This window comes from Shewanella hanedai (assembly GCF_007197645.1).
GTDB lineage: Bacteria > Pseudomonadota > Gammaproteobacteria > Enterobacterales > Shewanellaceae > Shewanella > Shewanella hanedai.
The window spans coordinates 122,174-144,836 of sequence record NZ_VKGK01000008.1; the positions used below are offsets into that span (position 1 = coordinate 122,174).

Consider the following 22,663-nt stretch of genomic DNA (forward strand, 5'->3'; position numbering starts at 1 on the left):
TAAATTGAACAACAAGGAAGTATACGCTTAGGAATAAAGTATTTAGTGATTAATATCAGACTGTTACTATTTGTCACATGACTTGATACGTCAGCTTGATACATCATCCCGATGCGAGTGTTCGCCAGCGCCTTGAAAGCAGTGAGCTTCATCCTTGTTGAACATGAATATAACGTGATGAACACATGGTGTCTATCAAACAATTTAATGATTCATGTTATATTTTAAGTACTTATTAAATCGCCAACCTGTTTTTTACTTCCAGCTTTGACTGCGTAATTGCTCAATGACATGCTCAAACGGCGTATTGCTCTTCATCACCTTCCCCATTAATAACGCGCCTTCTAGGCTGGCTAAAATGAAGCAAGCTTGTGCTTTTGCTTGAGGGCTTTGCGGAAACAAAGCGCTTTGTAACCAGGCAATATTCACGTCAAAAAAACGTTTAGCTTCCAGCTGTAACGCTTCAGGTAGCACGTCGCTTTCACTTGCTAATACACCACATAAGCACATTTTTTTATCCACTTTCAGTGCATGACTAAAGAGTGCGATATAAGGCTCAAGCCGCTCTAGTGGTTCTCCAGTGCTCGCTATGATGTTTGCCAAATGCTCCTCAAACCTTGCGGTATAGCGGTTAGCAATCGCCACACCAAGATCGGCTTTGGTTGGGAAATGATAGTGAATGCTGGCACTTTTAATGCCTATTTCCTTAGATATCTCTCTAAAACTAAAGGAGTTATACCCCCCTGCCCGTACTTGTAATTCCGCTATCTCAATAATTTTATCAACGGTTGAAATGGTCATACCTACTCTCGTTATCCCCTGCTTCTTGATGAGTGAGTATAACATTTTTTTCTACCTACCTGAAGATAGGTGTTGACAAATAAAACAGGGATCTCTAATGTACACAACATCAACCTACCTACTGATAGGTAAATTGTAACCGAGTTGATAATCATATAAACAAGACAACAATTTTGAGGAATATCTAATGGAAAACACAGTAGCGTTAATCGTAGGCGGTTCAAGTGGAATGGGTAAAGAGACTGCAGAGCGTTTGTTACGCCAAGGTCATCCTGTAATGATATTGGCCCATGACCCTGTCGGTTTGGCGGCAGCTAAAGCTGAATTAGAAGAGAAAACAGGTGGCAAGGTCGATACCGCCGAGGTGGATTTGTACAATGCTGACGCAGTTGCGGAGTTTATTGCCCGTATAGAAAAAGAGCCTCGCCACATTAACTACTTGGTCAACGCTGCGGGTTTCTTCAAGCCTGTGACATTTCTAGAGCATTCTGAAAAAGATTACGATTTACAGTTAGATATTAATAAGTCTTTCTTCTTTATTACTCAAGCCGTGGCTAAAAACATGCAGCAACATGAAGGCGGTTCTATCGTCAACATCGGCTCTATGTGGGGCAGCCAAGCGGTTAAAGCCACCCCTTCATCTGCGTATTCAATGCAAAAAGCCGGATTACACGCATTGACCAGAAACCTAGCCATGGAGTTGGCGGATTACGGTGTGCGCGTTAATGCCGTCGCCCCGTCAGTGGTTTTGTCGACCATCTACAAATCGTTCATTGCTGAAGATGAGATTAAAGAAACACTGCAAGGTTTCAACGATTTTCACCCAATCGGTCGCATTGGTACCACGACAGATATTGCTGATGCGATTGAGTTTTTACTGTCAGATAAAGCCAGCTGGATCACAGGCACTGTGATGAATGTTGATGGTGGCGTCATGGCTGGCCGCAACTAAGCACGCTGGATCTTTAAACTGAATAAAGAAACTGAATAAAGGATATTAATATGAATAACCTACCTCTAAACGGAATCAAACTCGATGATCTGGCAGCTTACACGCAGGTGATCACAGACAATCCAGTCGAAGCGATCTCTGAATACGGCATTGTTGCGCAATGGAAAGGCGGCGTTCATAGTGAAATTCGCACTTTAAATCAGAAAGTGGGCAGTAAAGAGATCATCAAAGATTTTCGCTTTCAAGTCGGTGAGCCTGAAGAACTTCTTGGCAATAATGCTTACCCTACTCCGCAAGACTATCTGCTAGGTGGTATGGCTGGCTGCATGATGGTGGGATTTGTCGCTGGCGCCAGTGCCCGTGGTATCAAGCTAGACGAAGTGAGCTTGACCATTAAAGGTGCACTCAATTTACGCGGTTTTTTAAATGTCGATCCCGATGCACCAGTGGGCTTTGCCGAAGTTCAATTTCACTTTGAAGTCAAAGGCGACTCAAATCAAGCTATATATGACGAAGTCATTGCTGGTGTACAACAGTTCTCACCCAATTACCGCACCATTAGTGATGCAGTTAAAGTGTCGGCGACAGCGGTTTAACGGTACGTCTTTTATGTTTAGCTAAGCAGGGTGACTGGTACTGAGTGCCAGCCACCATATTAATAACTTTGGCAGAGCCATTTTGCCCAATGACATAGCAGAAACTTATCTCATGCTGGCCAATCAGAAACGCTCAGCATGGAGTCATGAATTAGACATCCGCCCATCTGGAGAAAACTTCTAATGAACAATCAAACTCATCATTCACTCAGTCATCAAACGACACCGAAACGATCAGTCGTCATTATTGGTGCAGGTCTCAGTGGATTATACAGCGCCTACTTACTCAAAAAACACGGTATAAAAGCCACAGTTCTTGAAGCAAGAGAGCGTATCGGCGGTCGAATTCACAGCATAAGGCCTCAGCTCGGAGAGGCTAACAACCACGAAGACTCTGGATACTTTGATATGGGTCCAGCCTGGTTCTGGCCAGAGATGAATCCATTATTCAAAGGGCTAGTTAAAGAGTTGGGATTAGTTGCATTCGAACAGTATAGCGATGGCAACTATTTGATTGACGAATCAAGGGATAAAGGGCCCAGAGTTTACCCTGCTGCATATATGAATCAATCGTCATCCCATCGGTTAGAAGGTGGAATGATGTCCATTGTTAATGGGTTGCTTGAAGCGCTTCCCCCTGATTCCGTTATATTGAATACACAAGTCACGGCTATCACTAAAACCGATAGCAATGGTTATCTGTTAAAGGCGACACAAGATGGCCAACAAATTAACATTGAAGTTGATTATGTAATCACAGCAATGCCACTTAGATTATTGATACAGTCAATTCAATTTGAACCAGCACTACCATCAACAATGCAGAAAAAGATGCAAAGTTTACCCACTTGGATGGCGGCTCATGCCAAAATTATCGCCATTTATCCGACACCATTTTGGCGTGCTCAAGGTCACTCTGGCTCAGCCATGAGTTATCTAGGCCCAATTGCAGAGACCCACGATGCCTCTACGAATTTGAAAGAGGGGCAATTAGGACACGGAGCACTATTTGGTTTTATGGGGGTAAATGCCCCAGGCCGTAAAACCGCAGGTGAGGATACCTTAAAAGCTATGTCGATAAGACAGTTGACGCGTATTTTTGGTCCACTGGCTGCAGAGCCATTGTCTGTAGAGTTGCTCGATTGGACTCGCGAGCCATTTACCGCCACCTATGACGATGGAGCCAATCTAACCCATTCAGTGTATGGATTAGTACCTGCCAATGGCGGAGCAGAACACCCACATTTACTCTTTGCAGGAAGCGAAGCGGCTACACGTAATGGTGGATATCTGGAAGGCGCTTTAGAGGCTGCAGAAACTGCAATCGCCCGTTGGCAAAGATTGCAGGGTTAGGATGATGAAGTTAACCGCCAGTCACGTTTTATCTCAATTTAAACCAAAAAAGATCGCCGAAGGCGATCTTTTTTATTGGTCTAATAGATGACTCTCATCTTTTCATGAATAGCACCCTCAAAAAACTTACCCTGTAGAGCGCTATCTCACTGAAAATGCTCTCACTCGATGTTAATGGTCACTGTCGAGTCTGCTGCCATACTTTTTGGTTCGTCGGGCCAAACCATATCGATAGCATTGTTGCCTTTTTTTACTTTACTTGCGGGTACAAAAGCATAAAAAGTTGATGCCTGATAAGGCACAAAACGAGTCATGCAAGCTTGGCCGTTAACTAAGATCATTGGCGAGCTCGATAGCGTCAGATCCACTGCTTTCTCTGTCTCCACCTTAATCACATAGGCTTTACCTTCAAAGGGTAAGTTAGCCTTACCCATCACCTGCACTAAGGCAACCTTATCTAGAGTCACTAGGTAAGCTTGTTTGATGGTGATGGGATGCTTTCCAGACATAACTTTTGCATCAGAGTTATAGTCCGCAGCCATCAGTGAGTTCATCGATGTAATAAGCAGCAATAAGGCCAATAGTGTATTAGCGCGAAAATTCAATATCATCCACATAAATCTCTCCTTGTGCTGGATTGGTAAACTTGAATCGTAAAGTGTCGATATTGGTTAGATCGACATTGGAGTTATTGATGATGAATGAATGGAGCGGAATACGCACCGTCGTCATCACATTGTAATTGGTACCGGGACGATCGTAGGGCACAGGGATCTGATCGAAATTAGCTGCATGTGTCGATTTAGTATTTGCCCCACTAATCAACTCAACTCTAAAGTCTTGAGTTCCACTGACCGGATTAACGCCTGAATTAGTCATTCCGACCCTAAACGACAACACCTCAAAGCCGGACACGTCTTGCTGTGCTGCGGGAATGTTGTATTCCATCGTCGCAGTTGATGAAGACCAGCTGGCTCGTAATGCTTGCGTCGTATGAATTGATGGACCACTCAAGGACGTTTTTGCCACCCCCGTAACACTGCTGACATTGTCGCTACCATTTTCAACTTTTTGGTGAATTTTTTCATGGTGTATTGGATAATTCTTCACCCCAGCGGTTGATGGGAAGGTTAAATTTCCCCGTAACATATCCTGATAAACAGATTCACCTTTTAGGTGGATTAGGTTAAATGCTGCAAGGTAAGCTTCACCAATTTTTTGCTGTTGCGGGGCATTAATGTAATCCGGACGAGCAGCTGAAGCGTCATCTCCGTCATCAGCCCAGACCGTATTGAAAAAGTTGTGGTTTGCGCCATAAAGATAGAAGCCACTTTTAATGGTGTTATCACTTACGATACTGCCTGCTCTGTCGTAGATACGCAGCCCCCTTAGATCTGAGACATCACCGTCAGCTGCTGGCAACATGACAAAATAGGGAATATCCCCCAAGGTATAGAGTGGATTACTCATGTCATATCTGTCGGTTGGGGCAATAGATGAGACCGCAACAATATTAAAGCTGGTATTCTGCACAAATGCTGCAACAGAGCCCTCTCCGCCACGTGAATGACCACTAACAGCTATTTTGCTCATATCAAGATGATTGATAAACAATCCGCCACTGGGATCAGGATAGCTAGGATAAGTTGCTCCATCATCCATATGTGACCATAACTCAATGTGTTTAAGTATCAGCTCACCACGCTCTGGTATCCACTGTGGAACCCAACCGCTTAAATCAAAGGCATCGATGGAAATAGCAATAATACCTCGACTGGCAAGGATATCGAGCAATCGCATATAGCCTTCATGATTTGGGGTTCGAGATGCAACCGGGCAATTTATGTGGTGAGGTGGCGATACTGCGATCTCACAGACTTTATGATTTCCATGTTGGATCAGAAATACTGGATGTTGACCGGCAGCAACGGGAGTGCCATATCCTGCACTGGTTGCTGGATACCTGACAATAGCACGCAGATCCACATCAGATGCGCTACCCATTGAGCTAAAGTAGTCATCCAAACTGTACTCAAACTCACCGATTGCTTGACTACCAAGATCGTATGGATCATCTGCAACAATAAAGCCTATTTGAGTGGCTCCATCAAGAAAATCAATACTGTTATCGTAATCAAAATCGGTGACAAAGTCCGTTGGTGTCATGGCAACTGTTGAGCCAAAATCCACTACGACGTCATACTCACCGATATTTAATGGCGCATGCCAAATAATGGTATCAGTGCCATTAATACAGCCAGATTTTACGGTCATGATTTCAATGCCGCCAGAGACATCGATTAGATTCGTGGAACCTCCCATGCCTGGATCCCAGCCAATGGCATCACGATGATTTACCACATAATATGCAGCATAGTTGCCCCCAGGGTGTCCAACAGCGACATATGTAGGGTCAACGGCGCCCCAGACATCATCATTCTGGTCTGCAAATGAATCAGCATATTCGAAGTAGGGGAAGCCTGAGTTTAATTGCCGACCCGCAAGATCCATTAGTGGTCCACCGGGGGGATAATAGAGGAGGAACAATACAACCGCTGTATCTTGCCCGTATGAGAGGACATCTGTAGCATCTAGTCGCTCATACCCCAATTGCCTGTCTGTACGTTGCGCGACAATATCGTAAGCACCACGACGCTGAAGCTCGCGATCCCAAACAGGGACATTAAAACGGCCATGACTATCAACGGTCACCCACTCAGCACGAGATGCACTAAATTCACCGGTGATATCATTGACATTGTCACCTGCATTCCAACGACGTTGATTTGGCACCAATGAAACTTTTAACGTTTCACCAGGCTCGAAGTTTCGTCCAGTGACATACATATTCTGACTTTGGTTTTCCATACTATTGTAAAGGCAACTACGGCGATCAGAGGAGTATACGATGGGTCGATGAGAGCGCTTTATGGGCAATGCCAGTTGCTGTATTGGCTGGCTAACACTTAACTTCATCGGAGGCGTTCTACCAGATTCATCTTGTTCAACTTCATGTAAAGTTAATAACAATTCGTGGCCAGCTAACGCTTCGTCAGCCTCTTCAAAGGTTTTAAAAGTATAAGCTTGTTTAAGCTCCTTATCAGAGCGGATAGAGCAGCCAACCACTCCTGTGTGGTACCAAAGAATAAACCCCGGCAGTCTACCCTCACTGTCAGTGCTAACTCTGGAAAATTTAGTGGTATGTTCGAGTGATCTTGCGGGACTTTTATCAACGCCCATCCTAACTTCATAAATACGGTTGGGTTTTAAATTTGTGGCACTAAGCCTTAAAGAGGAACCTGTTTCCAAATATTCGAGTGGTTTGCCTTGTTCATCAATAGCCCCAAAACTATCCCGAGCTAAGCAGTTAAAGCTAACCAGATAGATTAATAGTAGGTAAACCATACCCCACTTATTATTACTAATCATAATGAAACTCCTTATGTCATTTATCATCAGGTTGTCCCATACCTAACATCCTTCAGGTTATATGATGAAATAGACCTCCTTGATTAATTTTGGTGGATTGATTTTAGTTAAACCTGTATTCAAGAGCATAAGACTGCAATTTAAGTAGGTTAAATATAATCGGCCTACGTTGACGTCTATTATGCAAAGTTTAATGCATCATGACAGTTAATTTGAGGGACGATATCGGGAGAGTAAAATAATTTACATTGGTAGAAATGTCGACATAACTTAAATATAACAACACCCATTCAACTTAAGTTTTTGTAGAAAAAACAGTGAGCAATACCCCCACCATTATTTCATATACTGGCATTACATCAATTACATAATGTTTTCATCATCGATATAGATATTATATTAGTCATTAAGCTCAGCCTTAACCATCATGGGCAATAACCGACATTTTAATAATAAATAACTTTATCTATTCATTCAATCTAATATGTATAGTAAGTAGCAATCTAAATAGGGAAAATTAATTTATGTTCTCTTCCCTCTCTTTTTTATACTCTTTATTGCTGCAGCCTGCTATTGCCAGTAATAGCACGAATAAAGATGCCGAAACCAATATTATCTTATGCTAGAGAGTGGGTTGTAAAAAGCTCATTCACTCTCTTGTAGTCCAGTAAATCCAACTCTGAACTCGCCGTATTTTCAGAGTTTTGGGGATTCAACAGTGCAGAGTAAGCATTTAAAAAACTAGCGGGGCCGACACTGAATCGGACGATTCCGCACTGTGCTAGTTTATCCACGGTTCTGAGGCTATTATCCACCATCAAATTCAGCGGCATGTCGATTTCATTCGCAAGCTCCGTGACGATTTTCTCGCAGGCAAGTCCAGGAATAAAACCGCTATTGGCTCCAGCAGTTTGATAGCTTTGTAATCGTAGCTTGGTCATCTCTACCGCGTCTTGTCCGACGGCTAATTCACGAAGAAACACATCTGTGCGGGCATTAATGAACAGATCACGACAACTTGCTGTAGCACGTATTGCTGCAATTTTTGCAACTAGGAGTTCAGGGTCTTGGTCGCCATCTTCCAAGTTGATCCCAACAACACCAAGATTTACCAGCTCGGTGACCAGAGTGACCACCTCTGCCGGGTTATCGCTATAACCTGATTCAATATCCACACTCACAGGAAGCTGACTGACACTCATAATACGGCTCACCGCATCAAGAAGTGCGCGCCTTGGTAGCACTTGACCATCGGGATAGCCCAATGACCAAGCCAGTGATGCGCTGCTGGTAGCCAGCGCTTTAGCACCAGAGTGTTGTACAAGTGCTGCACTCGCAGCGTCCCAAATATTAACAAGGATTAGCGGCGCTGAAACTTGGGTGGCGATGTTGGGCGTTGCGATCTTGGTGTGTAACTCTGTGAAGGCCTGTAAACGGGATTCAAACATAATTGCTCCATAGTGAATTGAATACTCATGCTCTAAACATGCGATTGGTATTCCTCACTGTAGCAATCGAGTTCCATTCAACCTCGCGCTAAACGGAACTCAATGTTGAAAAGTTATTTTGGCACTAGCTTGCTTAAATAATTGTTTTTCTGCTCCTTAATAAAAGATTGTCATCTTGGCTATAATTCTCTTTTACCTCTTTCAAATCATCATAACTGTCACTAAAGTAATCAGCGGTGGTCACAGAGGCATCCTTAAAACTGATAAAAGCACCACCTGTCTGCGGAATATCATAGTTACGGCATCGCTCAATCCAATCTTCAGTGCGATTTATATATTTCCGATTTTCTACCCCATAAACCACAGCATCGGCAGGCGGTAAGGTCATCTGGCCATCAACATCTAAGAACTCATCCCACCAAGCCTGATATTGCAGAGTAAAGAGCCGATCTTTATAGGGGAACGCACTGCCAATAGCCCCTGCTTCCTCTTTATAATTTTTATAAAACTCTCCTGAGATAGCCCCTATGGTGATGTAAGTATGAATACCATATTGGTTATCGCCTTTGCAGAGTAAAGGCGCGAGTAACGAGGATTGTAAGGAGCAGATGAGCGCTTTTCTGCTCTCATTATTCCAGCCACAATCTGCTAAACGCGAGGTGATCTTGTGAGGTGCGGGGCCATCAGAGTCCAATTTAAGATCATGATATCTTCTATCCCATCCCTCAAAGCGCCAATTCTTAGGATTAACATCAATACCAAGTGCATCCGCTTTATCTTTTATTGCGGCAATAAAAGTCGATGTATTAGTGATACTTGGCGATCAGGGACTGTTTGGTGAAAAGCAAGGTGAAGAGCAATTGTCCCACTTTATCAACGCACAAATAAAAACACTTAAAGGTGGTCATCATTTACATCTCGAATCCGCTAAAGAGCAAGTCGCAGAACTGATCAATCAGTTTCTACCCACAGCCTCTGACATACATTAAGGAGTAACATTACTATGTTAAAAATACATACTTCTACAAGTTCACTTTTAACGATTTCATTGCTTGCCACTATGCAATTAGCGGCAACGACTCACGCAAATGCAGGTGGCAGATTAGCGCTAAACGATGATGCTTTTATTGATATCAACTTAGGTCTCAAAACATCTGTTGCCTATATTGAAAATAAAGCACCAAACGCGACAGATAATGACCTCAATTTTGATCTGGAAAGTGCACGCTTTTATTTATCAGGACAGTTATTTAAGAATGTGACTTTTGAATTTACCACTGATTACAGTAATTATGGTGATGCTGACAATAACAGTGATGTTCAGCTGCTAGATGCCTCGGTCAATTACCAGTTTAGCGAGCAATTGAACGTGAAAGCAGGTCGATTTATTCGCCCAATGGATCGCTCGAATCAGGCTGGTCCATACTTTTCAAATACATGGGACTATCCAGTCATCGCCGCAATTAACGGTATCGCTCCCATTATCGCTGGACGCGATGAAGGTGTCGTAGTGTGGGGGTACACTGAAGGTGGTAAATTTAAATATTATGGCGGCATTTTTGAAGGTGTTAAAGGCGCAAGTCCTCATTCCAGCTCTCCATTATTGACCACGCGGTTAGAGTACAACTTTTGGGATCCAGAACCTGGATATTATAGCGCCAATGCCCATTATGGTGATGCCAATATATTTGCATTAGGCTTTAATTATCACACTCAAGATAATGCTGTCTCTGCAGATAATAAAACTGACAGCGTGACGACAACCTCTGTCGATTTGCTAATCGAAAAAGTACTGGGGAACGAAGGCGTTGTTACCTTAGAAGCAGCTTTTTATGACTATGATTATAGCGAATTGAGTGCTCTGCAAGGAGACGCATATTTGGTGTCTACCAGCTACTTATTTCCAGCATCCTCACCTTCGGCCAATCGTTATCAAATCTTAGCCCGCCATCAACGATTTAATCATGATGATACCTTTCCATCGGTGGTGGCTGATTCCTACAATCAGCGTAATGAAGTCGGTCTGAATTATATTATCAAAGGTCATTCGGCAAAACTGAGTTTGGTTTACGCCAATGAAAAGATAGAGGGTGGCGACAATAATGTGTTGAGATTTGGTGTGCAACTTCAAACTTTTTAGGAAGAGATCATGAATAACTACTTAATTTCGCCATCCATTTTAGGTGCCGATTTTGCTCGCTTAGGTCAAGAAGCCCAAGATGTACTCGAAGCGGGTGCTGACATGATCCACATCGACGTAATGGATAACCATTATGTCCCTAACTTAACCATGGGGGCGATGGCCTGTTCATCACTGAGACGTTTTGGTATTAACGCGCCATTAGATGTTCATTTGATGGTTAAACCCGTTGATCGCATTGTGGGTGACTTTATTGATGCAGGAGCCAGTATTATTAACGTTCATCCGGATGCGACGACACATCTGGATCGCACATTACAGAGGATTAAAGAAAGTGACTGCAAAGCCGGATTAGCCTTTAATCCAGCGTCATCACTGGACGCGTTAAAGTATGTGATCGATAAAGTCGACAACATACTGTTAATGTCGGTTAACCCTGGTTTTTGTGGGCAAACTTTTATCCCTAATGTATTGCATAAATTGCGAGAAGCCAAAGAGCTAATCAAGCAATCAGGCCGTAACATTAGGTTAGAAGTGGATGGTGGGATCACCATCGACACCATAAAATCCGTCGCAGACGCAGGAGCAGATACCTTTGTTGCTGGTAATGCGATTTTTAAATCAGCGGACTATCGAGAAACGATTAACAAGATGCGAGAACAGCTTAAATAATAAGTTGACTGGTGCCTACTGATGTTGAGTCATCAATAGGCGTCTGTGAATCATTCACCGTTAACAATCGCTCTGAGTTGATTAAGTGCCTCTACCGAAAAACCATCATCATAGAAGTAGAGCACGGTGCCATTTTCATCTAATAGCACGACTCTAGTGTTATTAGGGTCCTCATTACCGGTATACGACTGCACTTTTTCTCCGTCTTTATAGACAGTAACAACGCCTTTCCAAAGCGACTTTGGAATACCAGCCCGCATGCCATTATTGATCATGGTGCTGAACATTCTCGGAAAAAGCCCTTGTATGGTTGGCACTTCATACACGTCTAAACGAGTTTCAGTCATGTCCAAACCAATTAGCCATCGATCAATATCAAACTGAGAGTCTTGTTTATAGCCAATTAATAATAGTGAAACTTTGCCATTAAGATCATCAGGAAGGCTCATCTGCTCCCCCTCTAATGTCTCACCGATAACCGCAGGAAAAACCTGACCCGTAATCGATTGATTAGGATAGGTGCTACTGCACCCGCAGATAAATAAAGCCAGTAAACCTAGAACCATCGCCCGCATTTAATTTACCTATAGAGTCAATTTTTGATATTGAATGATACTGATGGAAATCTAATACGTATTACAACGCGTTATGGATCATACACTCAAGAAGTTTTAGCCGCTAAATTGAACTAAGCCAGCCACAGCCCACTTTGACTAAGGCGATAATATAAACCATTTACACTAAAGCTACTTTTGCTAGACTGAAGATAACAATCAACTGAGTGCAAAGGATAAAACCACATTTGAAGCCACTATTAATGTTCTTCATCTGGGCCTCCACAGCAAGCTTAATCACTGCTTGCAGTGAACAGCAGATAACCCGAGCACCAGATTCAATACATCGCTATACCGAGGTGCGCCTTGTTGCCGCTCAGTTAGCCCAAGATGCCAGCGTCTCTGCACTGCTCACCCGTGGTCAGGAGATCTCTGTATGGGACAACCAGAGTAAAGCACTCATTAATCATTGGGATTCTACTGATCTGTTTGAGCCTAGTTATATGTTGGCACTATCAGGTAACAAACAGCTCTTAGCCACCGCAGGTAAACAACAGGTCACTTTGTTCAATATTGCCACAGGTAAATTACACGCCAACTGGAGCGTCGCGGGCTTTAAAGAAAACGCCACCATCGCCAGCTTATCCCTAAACCAAACCGGCTCAGCAGTGTTAATCGGCTTAACTGAAGGGACGATAATCAATGCAAACTTGAGTAACGATACTCTCTCCATGTTCCACCTTCATAGCGGTCCTGTGACCAATGTGAGTTTTGCCGCACTCGGACAGCAAATCCTCTCTTCATCTCACGACGGAAAAGTCCTGTTATGGGCAGCCAGTAATGGTCAGATCATCAAAGAGTTCAGCCGTGAGTTTAGGATCACAAGCTTGGCTTATGATGAAAAAAACAGACGCCTCTTTTATGCCGATATCGTTGATAACAACAGCATTGTCGATCCCACCAATTCGAGGGAATTAAGCACGCTTAATTATCTGGAGCGCTACCGCTACTTCCGCCAAGCGATTTTTACTGAGCGAGGAAACACCTTAATTACCTCCTCATCTAAGCAAGGTTTGACTCGTTGGGATGTAAAGACAGGGCAAGAGTTAAGTACATGGAATGTCAACGCCTTTACGCCCGGTACTACTGTACTTTCGATGGCATTAGACAGTGAAGGCAAGCTTTGGACCATGAGCTCAGATGCAGCGCTAGAGGAGTGGGCGGATTAAGTATAAAAAAGCTGCCGACTATATCTTTGAACATAAATATAGACGGCAACTCAACGCACTAGATATTAAACCTTAGGCCTTCGCTTTCGCCCCAGTTAAATAAGGACGTGCAAGCAGGAAAATTCCCACAAGAAGGAAAGGAATACTCAACATCTGACCCGCATTTAATACAAACCCATCTGCATAGGCCGCTTGAGTGACCTTGATAAACTCGATAGCAAATCTGGCACTGAATATTAAGCAGAGGAACAAGCCAAATATCGCCCCCTCTTTCTGCTTCATCTGAGTATATTTATAGACAGCCGACAGAATAATAAAGGTAATAAGATAAGCGAAAGCTTCATACAGCTGAGCCGGATGACGCGGCAGCAAGTCGATACGCTCAAACACAATCGCCCAAGGCACAGTGCTTGGCACGCCTAAAATCTCTGAATTCATGAAGTTTGCAATGCGCACAAAGAAGCCGAATATCGCCGTTGCAATGGCCAATCTGTCCAGTAAATACAGGAAAGGCATCTTGGTCTTCTTGTGATAATAGAACAGGGCTAGAATTGCGCCTAAACCACCACCATGACTCGCAAGTCCACCTTCCCAGATGGCGAATATCTTAAGGGGATGACTAAAATAGTATGCCGGATCGTAAAAGAGACAGTGAGCGAGACGAGCGCCGACGATGATGCCCACAACACAATAGATAAGTAAGTTATCTAATGACTCTACATCGTGACCCTCTTTGATGTAGATGCGTTTCATCACCTGAAAACCACATGCGATTGCGGTGGCAAAAAGCGCACCATACCAATGTACTGTCAGTCCCATAAACGAGAATAATATGGGGTCGATATTCCAAATAAAGTGGTCCAAAATAAGCCTTCCAAAAATTTGATGGGTCAATAATCATCGAACTGATTTTTCAGTTAACTCGGAGTTTTACCCTGATGTGAATCAATAGGCAAGGGATTACCTAATTCTTATGTAATAATTCATCTTTTAGTCACTAAGGATCTAATAGGCACACAAATTACCTCATCTCCCTCGAATTAGATCCCGACCTTATCACTTCGACGTTCCATCAGAACCACGTCACGCCATACCCCATGTATTTTCCCCAATCTTTCTCTGACACCTAAAATCTTGAAGCCACACTTCTGATGCAACTTAATGCTTGCTTGATTTTCGGTAAAAATAGCCGCCTGAAGTGTCCAAAAACCCGCGGATTCAGACTGTGTGATCAGTTCACAGAGCATGCTATAACCCACACCGTTTCCCTTGGCTTTATCACTGACATAGATACTCACCTCAACGACACCAGCGTAAGCCTCACGAGTCGATGTTGCTGACAAGCCTGCCCAACCAACGCGCTTATGGTCGATTTCAGCCACTAGTCTGCAACTGGGTAACATGGCTGCATCCCACTCTGGCCAGGTTTTAGTTTTCAGTGCAAACGTGGCATTGCCGCCATCAATTCCCTCTTGGTAGATGGCGCTAACATCTGTAAAGTCTGCCGTATCAAAGGTTCTAATGTTCATTGCTTCAACTCCTGTGTTTCACCAGCGACATATTTATAAAAGATGCAGGTGGCCTCGAGTTCACCCTCCGTGCTAAGCGCAAAGCAGGGGATCTCTCCCACCCTCTGGTAACCCAAGTTAAGATACAACTGATACGCTAAGGAGCCTGTTTGTGTGTCTAAGATGAGCAGTCTGCGATTTTGCTTACTCGCCACCGCTTCAACTTGGTGCATAAGCTGTTTGGCAATGCCCTGTTTACGAGCATCAGGATGCACCATCAACTTCTCTATTTCTGCTCGGTGTGATCCATTTTGCTTCTCAGATAAAGAGAGTTGAACCGTCCCGATGATCTGCTCATCTTGGATTGCGATCAGCAGTATTCTCCCGCCTCTTTGCATATCAGAGGCCACGCTATCCCAATACTGTGTAGCCTCAAGTTCAGAAAATGGCGTAAGAAAGCCAATGGATGCCCCATGCTTGACGCAAGTCAGCAGCAGTGAGATCAGATTCTGTTTAAGGGATTTGTTTGAAGGAGTAAGGCTCGCAATCTCAATTATCTGCATGTTGATCTCGTTAATTTGCTCTTTCTAACGAAGCCAGTATGCAGATAATATTCCGCTTTATTCCTGTGTAAGAAGTTTACAGTTAAAGAGCCTATTGCAGCACTCATTAGCAATGACAAAAAAGCCTGACAATGTCAGGCTTTTAGCACTTAGTTAATAAAGCAATAAACTAACTTTTTGCGGCATCATTAAATAGCTGTTCAAACTTACCTAAACCTTCGCTGATGATCTCATCACTGATGGTCAACGCGGGTAAAAAGCGGATAACGTTGCCGTAAAAACCACACGCCAACAATATCAATCCATACTCTGCGGCCTTAGCGATAATTGCTTGAGTCAACGCATTATTAGGCTGTTCGCAGTCACCATCGACCACCAGCTCAATGGCGATCATGGCGCCTTGATTACGCACCTCACCGATTAATTGCGGATACTTAGACTGCAGCGCTGTTAAGTGCTCATTGAACGTGGCACCAATTTGAGCTGCACGTTCAACTAGCTTCTCCTCTTTAATCACATCCAGTACCGCAAGGGCTGCAACACAGCCAACGGGAGAACCACCATAAGTGCCGCCCAATCCACCGGGGAGTGGGGCGTCCATGATCTCACTTTTGCCGACAACCGCCGCGATAGGGAATCCGCCCGCGATGCCCTTAGCCATAGTGATCAAGTCAGGCTCAACACCTGCATGATCAAAACTGAACATCTTACCGGTACGACCAAAACCTGTTTGAATCTCATCAGCAATCAAGACGATACCGTGCTCATCACACAACCCGCGTAATGCTTGTAAAAACTCAGTTGGCGCAGCATAAAAACCGCCTTCACCTTGCACTGGCTCGACAATAATCGCCGCCACATCACAGGGAGCAATATCCACCTTAAACAGGTTATGTATCGCTTTAAGTGATTCCTTAACCGACACATCGTGGTAACTCATCGGATACGGTGCATGGAAGATATCACCAGTAAAAGGGCCAAACTGGTGCTTATAAGGGCTGACTTTACCCGTGAGTGCCATGGTCAAATTGGTACGGCCATGAAAACCACCATTGAAGGCGATAACACCACGACGACCTGTATGAGCACGGGCGATTTTGATGCAGTTTTCCACCGCTTCAGCGCCCGTGGTAACAAATATGGCTTTCTTATCACTCGGCCCCGGTGCAATCTCAGTCAGCTTTTCTGCTAACTCCACCGCTGACTCATAGGGATTAACCATCACGCAGCTGTGGCTAAAGTTATCCAGTTGAGCCTTAACGGCAGCAACGACTTTAGGGTGGCTATGACCGGTATTACACACCGCAATACCTGTACCGAAATCGATATAGCGTTTACCCTCAACATCCCAAAGCTCTGCATTCTTAGCTCGCTCAACATACACCGAATATACGTTACCTTGACCGCGCGCGATGGCCTTTATTTTTCTCTCTTGCAAGCTGCTATTTGTCATGATTCTTGTCCTATTCTAAACGTCATCCAATCTCTAGTTTTAGGCTAGATGACTAGCCGACCCTAGATCTGGGCACTCTAGCTATTTCTAGGTTTTAGCAGGCGATGCCTACTTGTCTATACCACCCATACAGAGGTATTTAATTTCCATGTAATCATCGAGGCCATACTTAGAACCTTCGCGGCCATTACCAGACTGTTTCACACCACCAAAGGGAGCGGCTGGGTTGGAGATAATGCCTTCGTTCACGCCAACCATGCCGTATTCAAGCCCTTCGCCTACGCGCCATACACGACCAATATCACGGGAGTAGAAATACGCTGCCAGTCCATATTCAGTATCGTTAGCGATCGCAATCGCCTCGGCTTCTGTATCGAAAGTGATGATAGGTGCCACAGGTCCAAAGACTTCGTTGCACGCCAGCGCCATGTCATTGGTCACATTCGTTACGATAGTGGGTTCATAAAAACTACCGCCACCAGTGCTGCGCTTACCGCCCTTGATGACAACGCCGCCCTGCTCCACCGTCTTATCAACTAATGCTTGTACGCCATCAACGGCCATAGATGAGATCATCGGACCGACATTGATACCAGCATCGAGACCATCGCCCATCTTAAGCGTGGCTACCGCTGCGACGAACTTATCGGTAAATGCTTGAGCTACGCCTTTTTGCACTAAGATTCGATTAGTACAAACACAGGTTTGCCCAGCATTGCGATATTTAGAAATTAGCGCACCCTGAACCGCAGCATCGAGATCGGCATCATCGAACACTATAAACGGCGCATTGCCGCCCAATTCCATGGAGATCTTCTTCACGGTGGTGGCCGTTTGGGTCATCAAAATTTTGCCTACCGCTGTAGAGCCGGTAAAAGTGAATTTGGCGACATCAGGATGCTCAGTCAGTACCTTGCCCATGCCTACGGAATCTTCACCAACCACAACATTAAACACACCCGCTGGTACGCCAGCACGTTCGGCAAGTTCAGCCATGGCCAATGCAGAAAGAGGCGTTGAAGGTGATGGGCGCACAACAAACGTACAGCCAGCTGCCAGTGCAGCCGCCGCTTTACGCGCGATCATGGCGTTAGGAAAGTTCCAAGGGGTGATAGAGGCGACAACCCCGACTGGCTGCTTGATAACGACAATGCGCTTATCAGCCGATGGCGCAGGGATAGTATCGCCATAAACACGCTTACCCTCTTCGGCAAACCACTCAATAAATGCCGCACCGTAGCCTATCTCACCTTTGGCTTCGGCTAATGGCTTACCTTGCTCAAGGGTTAAGATGCAACCAAGATCATCTTGGGCTGCCATCATTAAATTAAACCAAGTTCGTAGGATTGCGGCGCGCTCATTGGCCGATTTTTTTGACCATGCAGGCAATGCACGTTTTGCCGCTAATACCGCCGCTTCTGTCTCGGCGATACCAGCATTGCGCACTTGAGCAACAACCTGACCGTTGGCAGGATTGGTGACATCAAACCTTGCCCCAGAATCACTCCACTTACCGTCGATATAGGAACTGAGTTTAACTAATCCTTTGTCTTTAACTGCTTGCATGTTCACTCCTACGATGTATCTCGCTGACACCTAAGACATAAATGACGATCTGGCGTGGCGAGTAACTTGAGACTAAAAAGCATTTTGAATAGAGCTATTGAATAGTAAATTTATCTCATGTTAAATACAAAACATTAAACCTTATGTTTTAGGTAGGTAAAACTTTGAAAAAACACTCCATCATTCCTAAAGCCGTTACGGAATATGATCTACGTCTGCTGCGAATCTTTCGCACTGTGGTTGAGAACGGCGGTTTCTCCGCGTCAGAGACTGAACTTGGGATCACTCGCTCGACTATCAGCGTTCACATGTCGAACCTAGAAAGTCGAATGAAACTTAAACTCTGCAGCCGAGGGCGGGGAGGATTTTCGCTGACAGAAGAGGGACAGGCCGTATACCATGCCTGCATATCACTATTCGACTCAATTAATGACTTCTCAATGCTAGTCAATAACTTAGGTCAGGAGTTAAGTGGTGAATTAATCCTATTTTGTGCCGATCAGCTCGATAACACCATGCAGAAAAAATTGGCCGAAGTGATCCACTTTTTGCATCAAAAAGAACCTCAACTGCATCTGATTTTAGATGGAGATTCTATCCATAATATCGAACGTTCTCTCTTGCAGGATAAAGCCCATGTAGGCTTACTTCCCAGTTACCACCAAATAGAAGGTTTGAGTTACCAAACCATCTACAGCGAACCGATTTATCTGTGCTGCAGCAGCCATCACCCCTACTTCGACATGAAAGATGATGAGATCACCGCAGAAATACTAGCCGAAGCCCCCTCTATTCATCCCGGAATCGACATCGATGCCGAAGGCCGCGAACAGCTTAAAAAGCTCAATCTTTCAGCCAAGGCATATCAGTTTGATACCAGAAAGACCCTGATTTTATCTGGTTGCTACATAGGGTATCTGCCCGGGAGTTACATTAAAAGCGAGCTTGCCAGCAAGCAGATGCGGATCATCCATTTTGATACGACAAAGTATCAATTTAATCTCTCTATGGTATTTAAGAAAAATCCACGGGAAACCCATAAAGTTGAGCTTTTAAAAGCCGCGTTCGACAAGGTGTTTAGTTAATTGCTTTGATGGTGATCGACAGAGAGTATCAATGTAAATGCTATGTTTGCCCATAATAGAAAGAAAATATTACCTCCTGTAAATTGAATATTAGCTATTCAACATTCAACAGGATTTCACCCGCTAGCAGTTTGACGAATAGCCAAGTAGACTGGCTGCAGGGATGGATGTTATTAATTTGGAAATTAGGTAATGCAGTTAAAGGAAGAACTTTTACAACTGAGGGCTGAGCTCGATGAGTTACAGAGAAAGCAGGGAGATCAGCAGCAAAGTTTAGCGATACAGTTAAGTTTGATGAGCAATAAACTTGATAACCTAAGCCATCAAATAAAGACCTCTCCACTAGCGATTAATGAAACAGATGAGGCCAATGCACCTGCTGATGTCAATATGCAGCGTAGCAAAGACCAAGCTGATGTTGAAGCCGTTAAGCTGCCCAAATACTCCGAGAGAACATCCCAAGTCAGTATCGATCCTTGGACTGAGGCCGAACAGCCCCCACAACCACAACGTCATAACCAAAAAGCCAAAGTCAGTGCCAGTTCAGAATTGCTCAATCAGTTGAGTCAATCTGCAGGGCAACTTAATGCCAGTTTAAGCAGCCTCCTTGGCCCGTTCGCTGGGATCTTCAATCAGGTAAAATCTTTCTATCAGCACTATCAGGAAAAAGGGCAAGGTCCAGTCTTTCTGATGACGGTCGCCGGTATCATCACCTTAACCTTAGGTTTTGGTTACCTGTTGCAATATTCAATCAACAACTGGTTTTCTGAACTGGGAAAAGCCCTATTCGGCTTCGCGTCCGCCAATGCCTTTATCGCACTAGGTGCATTCATCTATAAAAAACGGCCAGGCATGCAGGACTTTGCCTCCGGTCTCATCGGGCTAGGGCTAATACTCAATTTTTTAAGTACCTATTTTATCGGCCCCTATTTCGGCCTTATTCCCACAGGTATAAGCTTTATCTTGTTATTTCTAATCACGTTAGCGGGGTTTGGAATATCGATGAAGTTTGAAACCAAAGTGGTGTCTATCATCAGTCTGATAGGCGGTTCGCTCGCACCAGTCATGTTAATCTCTGGCAGCCAAGCGCCCCTGCTTTACCTTCCTTACCTCTTGCTTATCGGTTGCTTTGCGTTAATACAGAGTCGAAAATTGAATTGGCCTCCGCTTATGGAAGTCACCAGCTTGCTCCATATCGCGTGTATTGAAGCCTTTATGCTCTACCAAGGACAAGCCTTTATCCACTTAGACTGGCAAGTCATCCTAGGTATAGTCTCAATTTCAGGCAGTTTCTATCTCTATAGTTTTACCAGTATTTATTGGCTGTTCAAGACACAATCGAATGCCGTGGATAATAAGATAGAGCAAAGCAAACAAAGGCCGTTAACCTCACGGATCCTAGCGCTTCCTTTTGCGTTAATCGCACTGGTTTTAATGGCGACAAGTCAATTTACCCTTTATAACGGCGAAGTCTTTCTGCTAAACAGCCTGATATGCGCCGGTTTATTTATTGCTTTACGACAACACCAGCAGCTCAGGGGCATACTTTTAGTCTTTGCGGGTAGCTTTGCAGGTTTCGCCGCATTAAACCTAATCAGCCATGAGTACCTGGGACTGGCGCTGCTACTGGAAGGTTCGCTACTGCTCTGGCTAGGTGCAAAAGAGAAATTAACCTCAGTGCGTGCTGAAGCTTATGTACTGCTGACCTTAGGTCTCGCGCTCAATATTTATGGGCTAGCCGAAACAATCAACTTGAGTCGCTACAATTTAGACAGTTTCAGCTCCAATAGTTTTACGCTGATTCTACTGCTGCTGACGACAGCGACGCTTTACTCTTCAAGCCTCATCATGCACAAGTTTTTAAGACAAGAAGATAACACTTGGGGCTTAGTGTATGAGCAAAAAATATGGCGATTACTCAAAGAGTTGCTCAGTGTTGGCTATACCGTCACACTGATCTTTATTGCCGCGCTTATCAGCTATGAGCACAGCTTAAATACCTTACCCCTAATCAGCTTATTCCTGCTCTATTTAGCCGCAAAAGATAACCTTAGATTCACTGAGTTATTTGCTTGGCTGCTGATGATTCCGCTATTGATTATGATCGGATATGGCATACTTGATTCAGGCAGCTTTAGCCTTGGTCAGCAAGCGCTCTACGCAAAAATCGCCAGAATTGAAGTATTTGCCAGCTTAATGTTTGCTTACTACTGGTATAAACGCCATTTTGCCGATTCTAAACTGATCAAGTTTACCGCTCTAGTCCAGCTTGTTTGCTTCATCGCTCTGCCAGTTTTGTTCATCCCTAAGGTACTGAGAGATTTTGAGCATTACATTAGTATCGCTATCTGGGGAAGCTGTTTCATGAGTCTAATACTCGCCCGTATTATAAAACATAGGGCGCTAATATTAGAAGCAAAAGTACTCACCATAACCGCCATATTGATCACTGCGGCAAGCTGCTTAGATCAAAGATGGCAGGGGCTTATCGGATTAACCATCGGCGCGGTAATGATGTCAGGACTGCTTGTCCGATATCGTTCATTGGATAAAATTTCGCAACGAATATTCACATTCCAATGGCAACTCAGTCCCTTTTATTTCGGACTCATCACAGCGGTTATCATCCAGAGTTTTGTCGGTAATTGGGGAGTGGTGGCTGCCGTGTTGTCTGGCTACTTTGTTTGGCTTGTCAGCTTAAAACCGCTACCTGAGGTACTGAAGTCAGGCGTCAGTTTAGCCTATGGATTAACCTTTATTTTCGGTATTGCACCGCTACTGGTCCACGCGCAAACTTATACCGCATCCGGCACAGAAAATTTACTTTATTGTCTTGCCGAGGCTGTAAGTTTAGCGATACTCGGATGGCTGGTGTTGCAAAATGGTGCAGTGATTAGGGCGCATAAATCCAGTATATCTCTCGCTGTTTTACAGTGGGGATGGCACCTATTATTAGCACTCAGTTACCTGCTTTGGAGTTATCAACTCCCCACCGTTTTTGCAGCCCCTATTAGCGCCATTTTACTTGTCATACATGGGAGTTGGCTGATGTTTATTAGCTTGAAGCCTAAACAGGCGCAGATGGTCAAACTCGCAGGAATACTATTTGCCCTATCCTGCGCAAAAGTTATTTTTATTGATATGGCCACCTTCGAGGTAATACAAAAAGTGGTCGCCTTTATGGTAATTGGTGCCATATTACTGTGTGTTTCATATTTCTATCAGAAGGCCAGAAACAAAATAAGCTAAAATATTAAACCAAGCTTTTGGTTAATATTTAAATGAGTAATAAAATGGACAGACGCGGCTGTTTA

Annotated in this window: 20 protein-coding genes; 9 read left to right on the forward strand and 11 right to left on the reverse strand. The window is 44.2% G+C overall.

The annotated features are described in order from the left end of the window. Positions 1-255 precede the first annotated feature (255 nt). On the reverse strand, positions 256-801 hold the full coding sequence (locus tag FN961_RS08720) for a TetR/AcrR family transcriptional regulator (protein WP_244950667.1): 546 nt from the start codon (positions 799-801) through the stop codon (positions 256-258). A 187-nt stretch (positions 802-988) separates the two neighbouring features. Between FN961_RS08720 and FN961_RS08725 the strand changes: the two genes are divergently transcribed. The 3 genes from FN961_RS08725 (at position 989) to FN961_RS08735 (ending at position 3,702) form a co-directional block, all read left to right on the forward strand. Continuing rightward, on the forward strand, positions 989-1,753 hold the full coding sequence (locus FN961_RS08725; protein ID WP_143564163.1) for an SDR family NAD(P)-dependent oxidoreductase: 765 nt from the start codon (positions 989-991) through the stop codon (positions 1,751-1,753). Positions 1,754-1,803: 50 nt separating this feature from the next. Continuing rightward, on the forward strand, positions 1,804-2,349 hold the full coding sequence (locus FN961_RS08730; RefSeq protein WP_143564164.1) for an OsmC family protein: 546 nt from the start codon (positions 1,804-1,806) through the stop codon (positions 2,347-2,349). A gap of 183 nt (positions 2,350-2,532) precedes the next feature. Then, the gene (locus tag FN961_RS08735) at positions 2,533-3,702 is read left to right on the forward strand and encodes a flavin monoamine oxidase family protein (protein WP_143564165.1); all 1,170 of its coding nucleotides are present in this window, start codon (positions 2,533-2,535) and stop codon (positions 3,700-3,702) included. Between the two features lie 161 nt (positions 3,703-3,863). Here FN961_RS08735 and FN961_RS08740 read toward each other — a convergent pair whose 3' ends face one another. The 4 genes from FN961_RS08740 to FN961_RS08755 all read right to left on the reverse strand — a co-directional run bounded on the left by FN961_RS08740 (position 3,864) and on the right by FN961_RS08755 (position 9,273). Continuing rightward, the gene (locus FN961_RS08740; RefSeq protein WP_143564166.1) at positions 3,864-4,319 is read right to left on the reverse strand and encodes a hypothetical protein; all 456 of its coding nucleotides are present in this window, start codon (positions 4,317-4,319) and stop codon (positions 3,864-3,866) included. Next, positions 4,291-7,131: an alpha/beta hydrolase gene (locus FN961_RS08745; protein ID WP_143564167.1), complete on the reverse strand. Its 2,841-nt coding sequence runs from the start codon at positions 7,129-7,131 to the stop codon at positions 4,291-4,293. Before FN961_RS08745 ends, FN961_RS08740 begins: the two co-directional genes overlap by 29 nt. Before the next feature lie 617 nt (positions 7,132-7,748). Continuing rightward, on the reverse strand, positions 7,749-8,579 hold the full coding sequence (locus tag FN961_RS08750) for an isocitrate lyase/PEP mutase family protein (protein ID WP_143564168.1): 831 nt from the start codon (positions 8,577-8,579) through the stop codon (positions 7,749-7,751). A 133-nt stretch (positions 8,580-8,712) separates the two neighbouring features. After that, positions 8,713-9,273 (reverse strand): hypothetical protein, encoded by a 561-nt coding sequence (locus tag FN961_RS08755; RefSeq protein WP_143564169.1) that lies wholly within the window; start codon positions 9,271-9,273, stop codon positions 8,713-8,715. Positions 9,274-9,388: 115 nt separating this feature from the next. Here FN961_RS08755 and FN961_RS08760 point away from each other — a divergent pair, with 115 nt between their 5' ends. From FN961_RS08760 to rpe, 3 genes are read left to right on the forward strand one after another with little or no spacing between them, the layout of a single operon-like run. Then, positions 9,389-9,568, forward strand: a complete 180-nt coding sequence (locus FN961_RS08760) for an alpha/beta fold hydrolase family protein (RefSeq protein WP_143564170.1) — start codon at positions 9,389-9,391, stop codon at positions 9,566-9,568. Positions 9,569-9,582: 14 nt separating this feature from the next. Then, positions 9,583-10,719: a porin gene (locus FN961_RS08765; protein ID WP_143564171.1), complete on the forward strand. Its 1,137-nt coding sequence runs from the start codon at positions 9,583-9,585 to the stop codon at positions 10,717-10,719. Positions 10,720-10,728: 9 nt separating this feature from the next. Then, positions 10,729-11,391 (forward strand): ribulose-phosphate 3-epimerase, encoded by a 663-nt coding sequence (gene rpe / locus FN961_RS08770; RefSeq protein ID WP_143564172.1) that lies wholly within the window; start codon positions 10,729-10,731, stop codon positions 11,389-11,391. Between the two features lie 50 nt (positions 11,392-11,441). On the opposite strand, the gene FN961_RS08775 is transcribed toward rpe, so the two are convergent. Continuing rightward, a complete protein-coding gene (locus tag FN961_RS08775; RefSeq protein WP_143564173.1) occupies positions 11,442-11,966 on the reverse strand; it encodes a hypothetical protein in 525 nt (174 codons plus the stop codon). A gap of 227 nt (positions 11,967-12,193) precedes the next feature. Here FN961_RS08775 and FN961_RS08780 point away from each other — a divergent pair, with 227 nt between their 5' ends. Continuing rightward, positions 12,194-13,174 (forward strand): WD40 repeat domain-containing protein, encoded by a 981-nt coding sequence (locus tag FN961_RS08780; RefSeq protein WP_143564174.1) that lies wholly within the window; start codon positions 12,194-12,196, stop codon positions 13,172-13,174. A gap of 72 nt (positions 13,175-13,246) precedes the next feature. Here the strand turns inward: FN961_RS08780 and lgt are convergent, their stop codons facing one another. From lgt to FN961_RS08805, 5 genes are all read right to left on the reverse strand, one after another. After that, positions 13,247-14,038 (reverse strand): prolipoprotein diacylglyceryl transferase, encoded by a 792-nt coding sequence (gene lgt, locus FN961_RS08785; protein ID WP_143564175.1) that lies wholly within the window; start codon positions 14,036-14,038, stop codon positions 13,247-13,249. Positions 14,039-14,214: 176 nt separating this feature from the next. Continuing rightward, complete coding sequence (locus FN961_RS08790; RefSeq protein WP_143564176.1) at positions 14,215-14,703, reverse strand: GNAT family N-acetyltransferase; 489 nt, start codon at positions 14,701-14,703, stop codon at positions 14,215-14,217. Next, the gene (locus FN961_RS08795) at positions 14,700-15,245 is read right to left on the reverse strand and encodes a GNAT family N-acetyltransferase (RefSeq protein ID WP_143564177.1); all 546 of its coding nucleotides are present in this window, start codon (positions 15,243-15,245) and stop codon (positions 14,700-14,702) included. Before FN961_RS08795 ends, FN961_RS08790 begins: the two co-directional genes overlap by 4 nt. A 169-nt stretch (positions 15,246-15,414) precedes the next feature. Further along, entirely contained in the window at positions 15,415-16,698 is a 1,284-nt protein-coding gene (gene gabT, locus FN961_RS08800; RefSeq protein ID WP_143564178.1) for a 4-aminobutyrate--2-oxoglutarate transaminase, read from the reverse strand. Positions 16,699-16,806: 108 nt separating this feature from the next. Then, entirely contained in the window at positions 16,807-18,264 is a 1,458-nt protein-coding gene (locus FN961_RS08805) for an NAD-dependent succinate-semialdehyde dehydrogenase (protein WP_143564179.1), read from the reverse strand. A gap of 164 nt (positions 18,265-18,428) precedes the next feature. On the opposite strand from FN961_RS08805, the gene FN961_RS08810 reads away from it, so the two are divergent. Both FN961_RS08810 and FN961_RS08815 read left to right on the forward strand, forming a co-directional pair. Further along, positions 18,429-19,349 carry a LysR family transcriptional regulator gene (locus FN961_RS08810; protein ID WP_143564180.1) on the forward strand — a complete coding sequence of 307 codons (921 nt, stop codon included), beginning with the start codon at positions 18,429-18,431 and terminating at the stop codon, positions 19,347-19,349. Positions 19,350-19,541: 192 nt separating this feature from the next. Continuing rightward, a complete protein-coding gene (locus FN961_RS08815; RefSeq protein ID WP_143564181.1) occupies positions 19,542-22,598 on the forward strand; it encodes a DUF2339 domain-containing protein in 3,057 nt (1,018 codons plus the stop codon). Positions 22,599-22,663 lie beyond the last annotated feature (65 nt).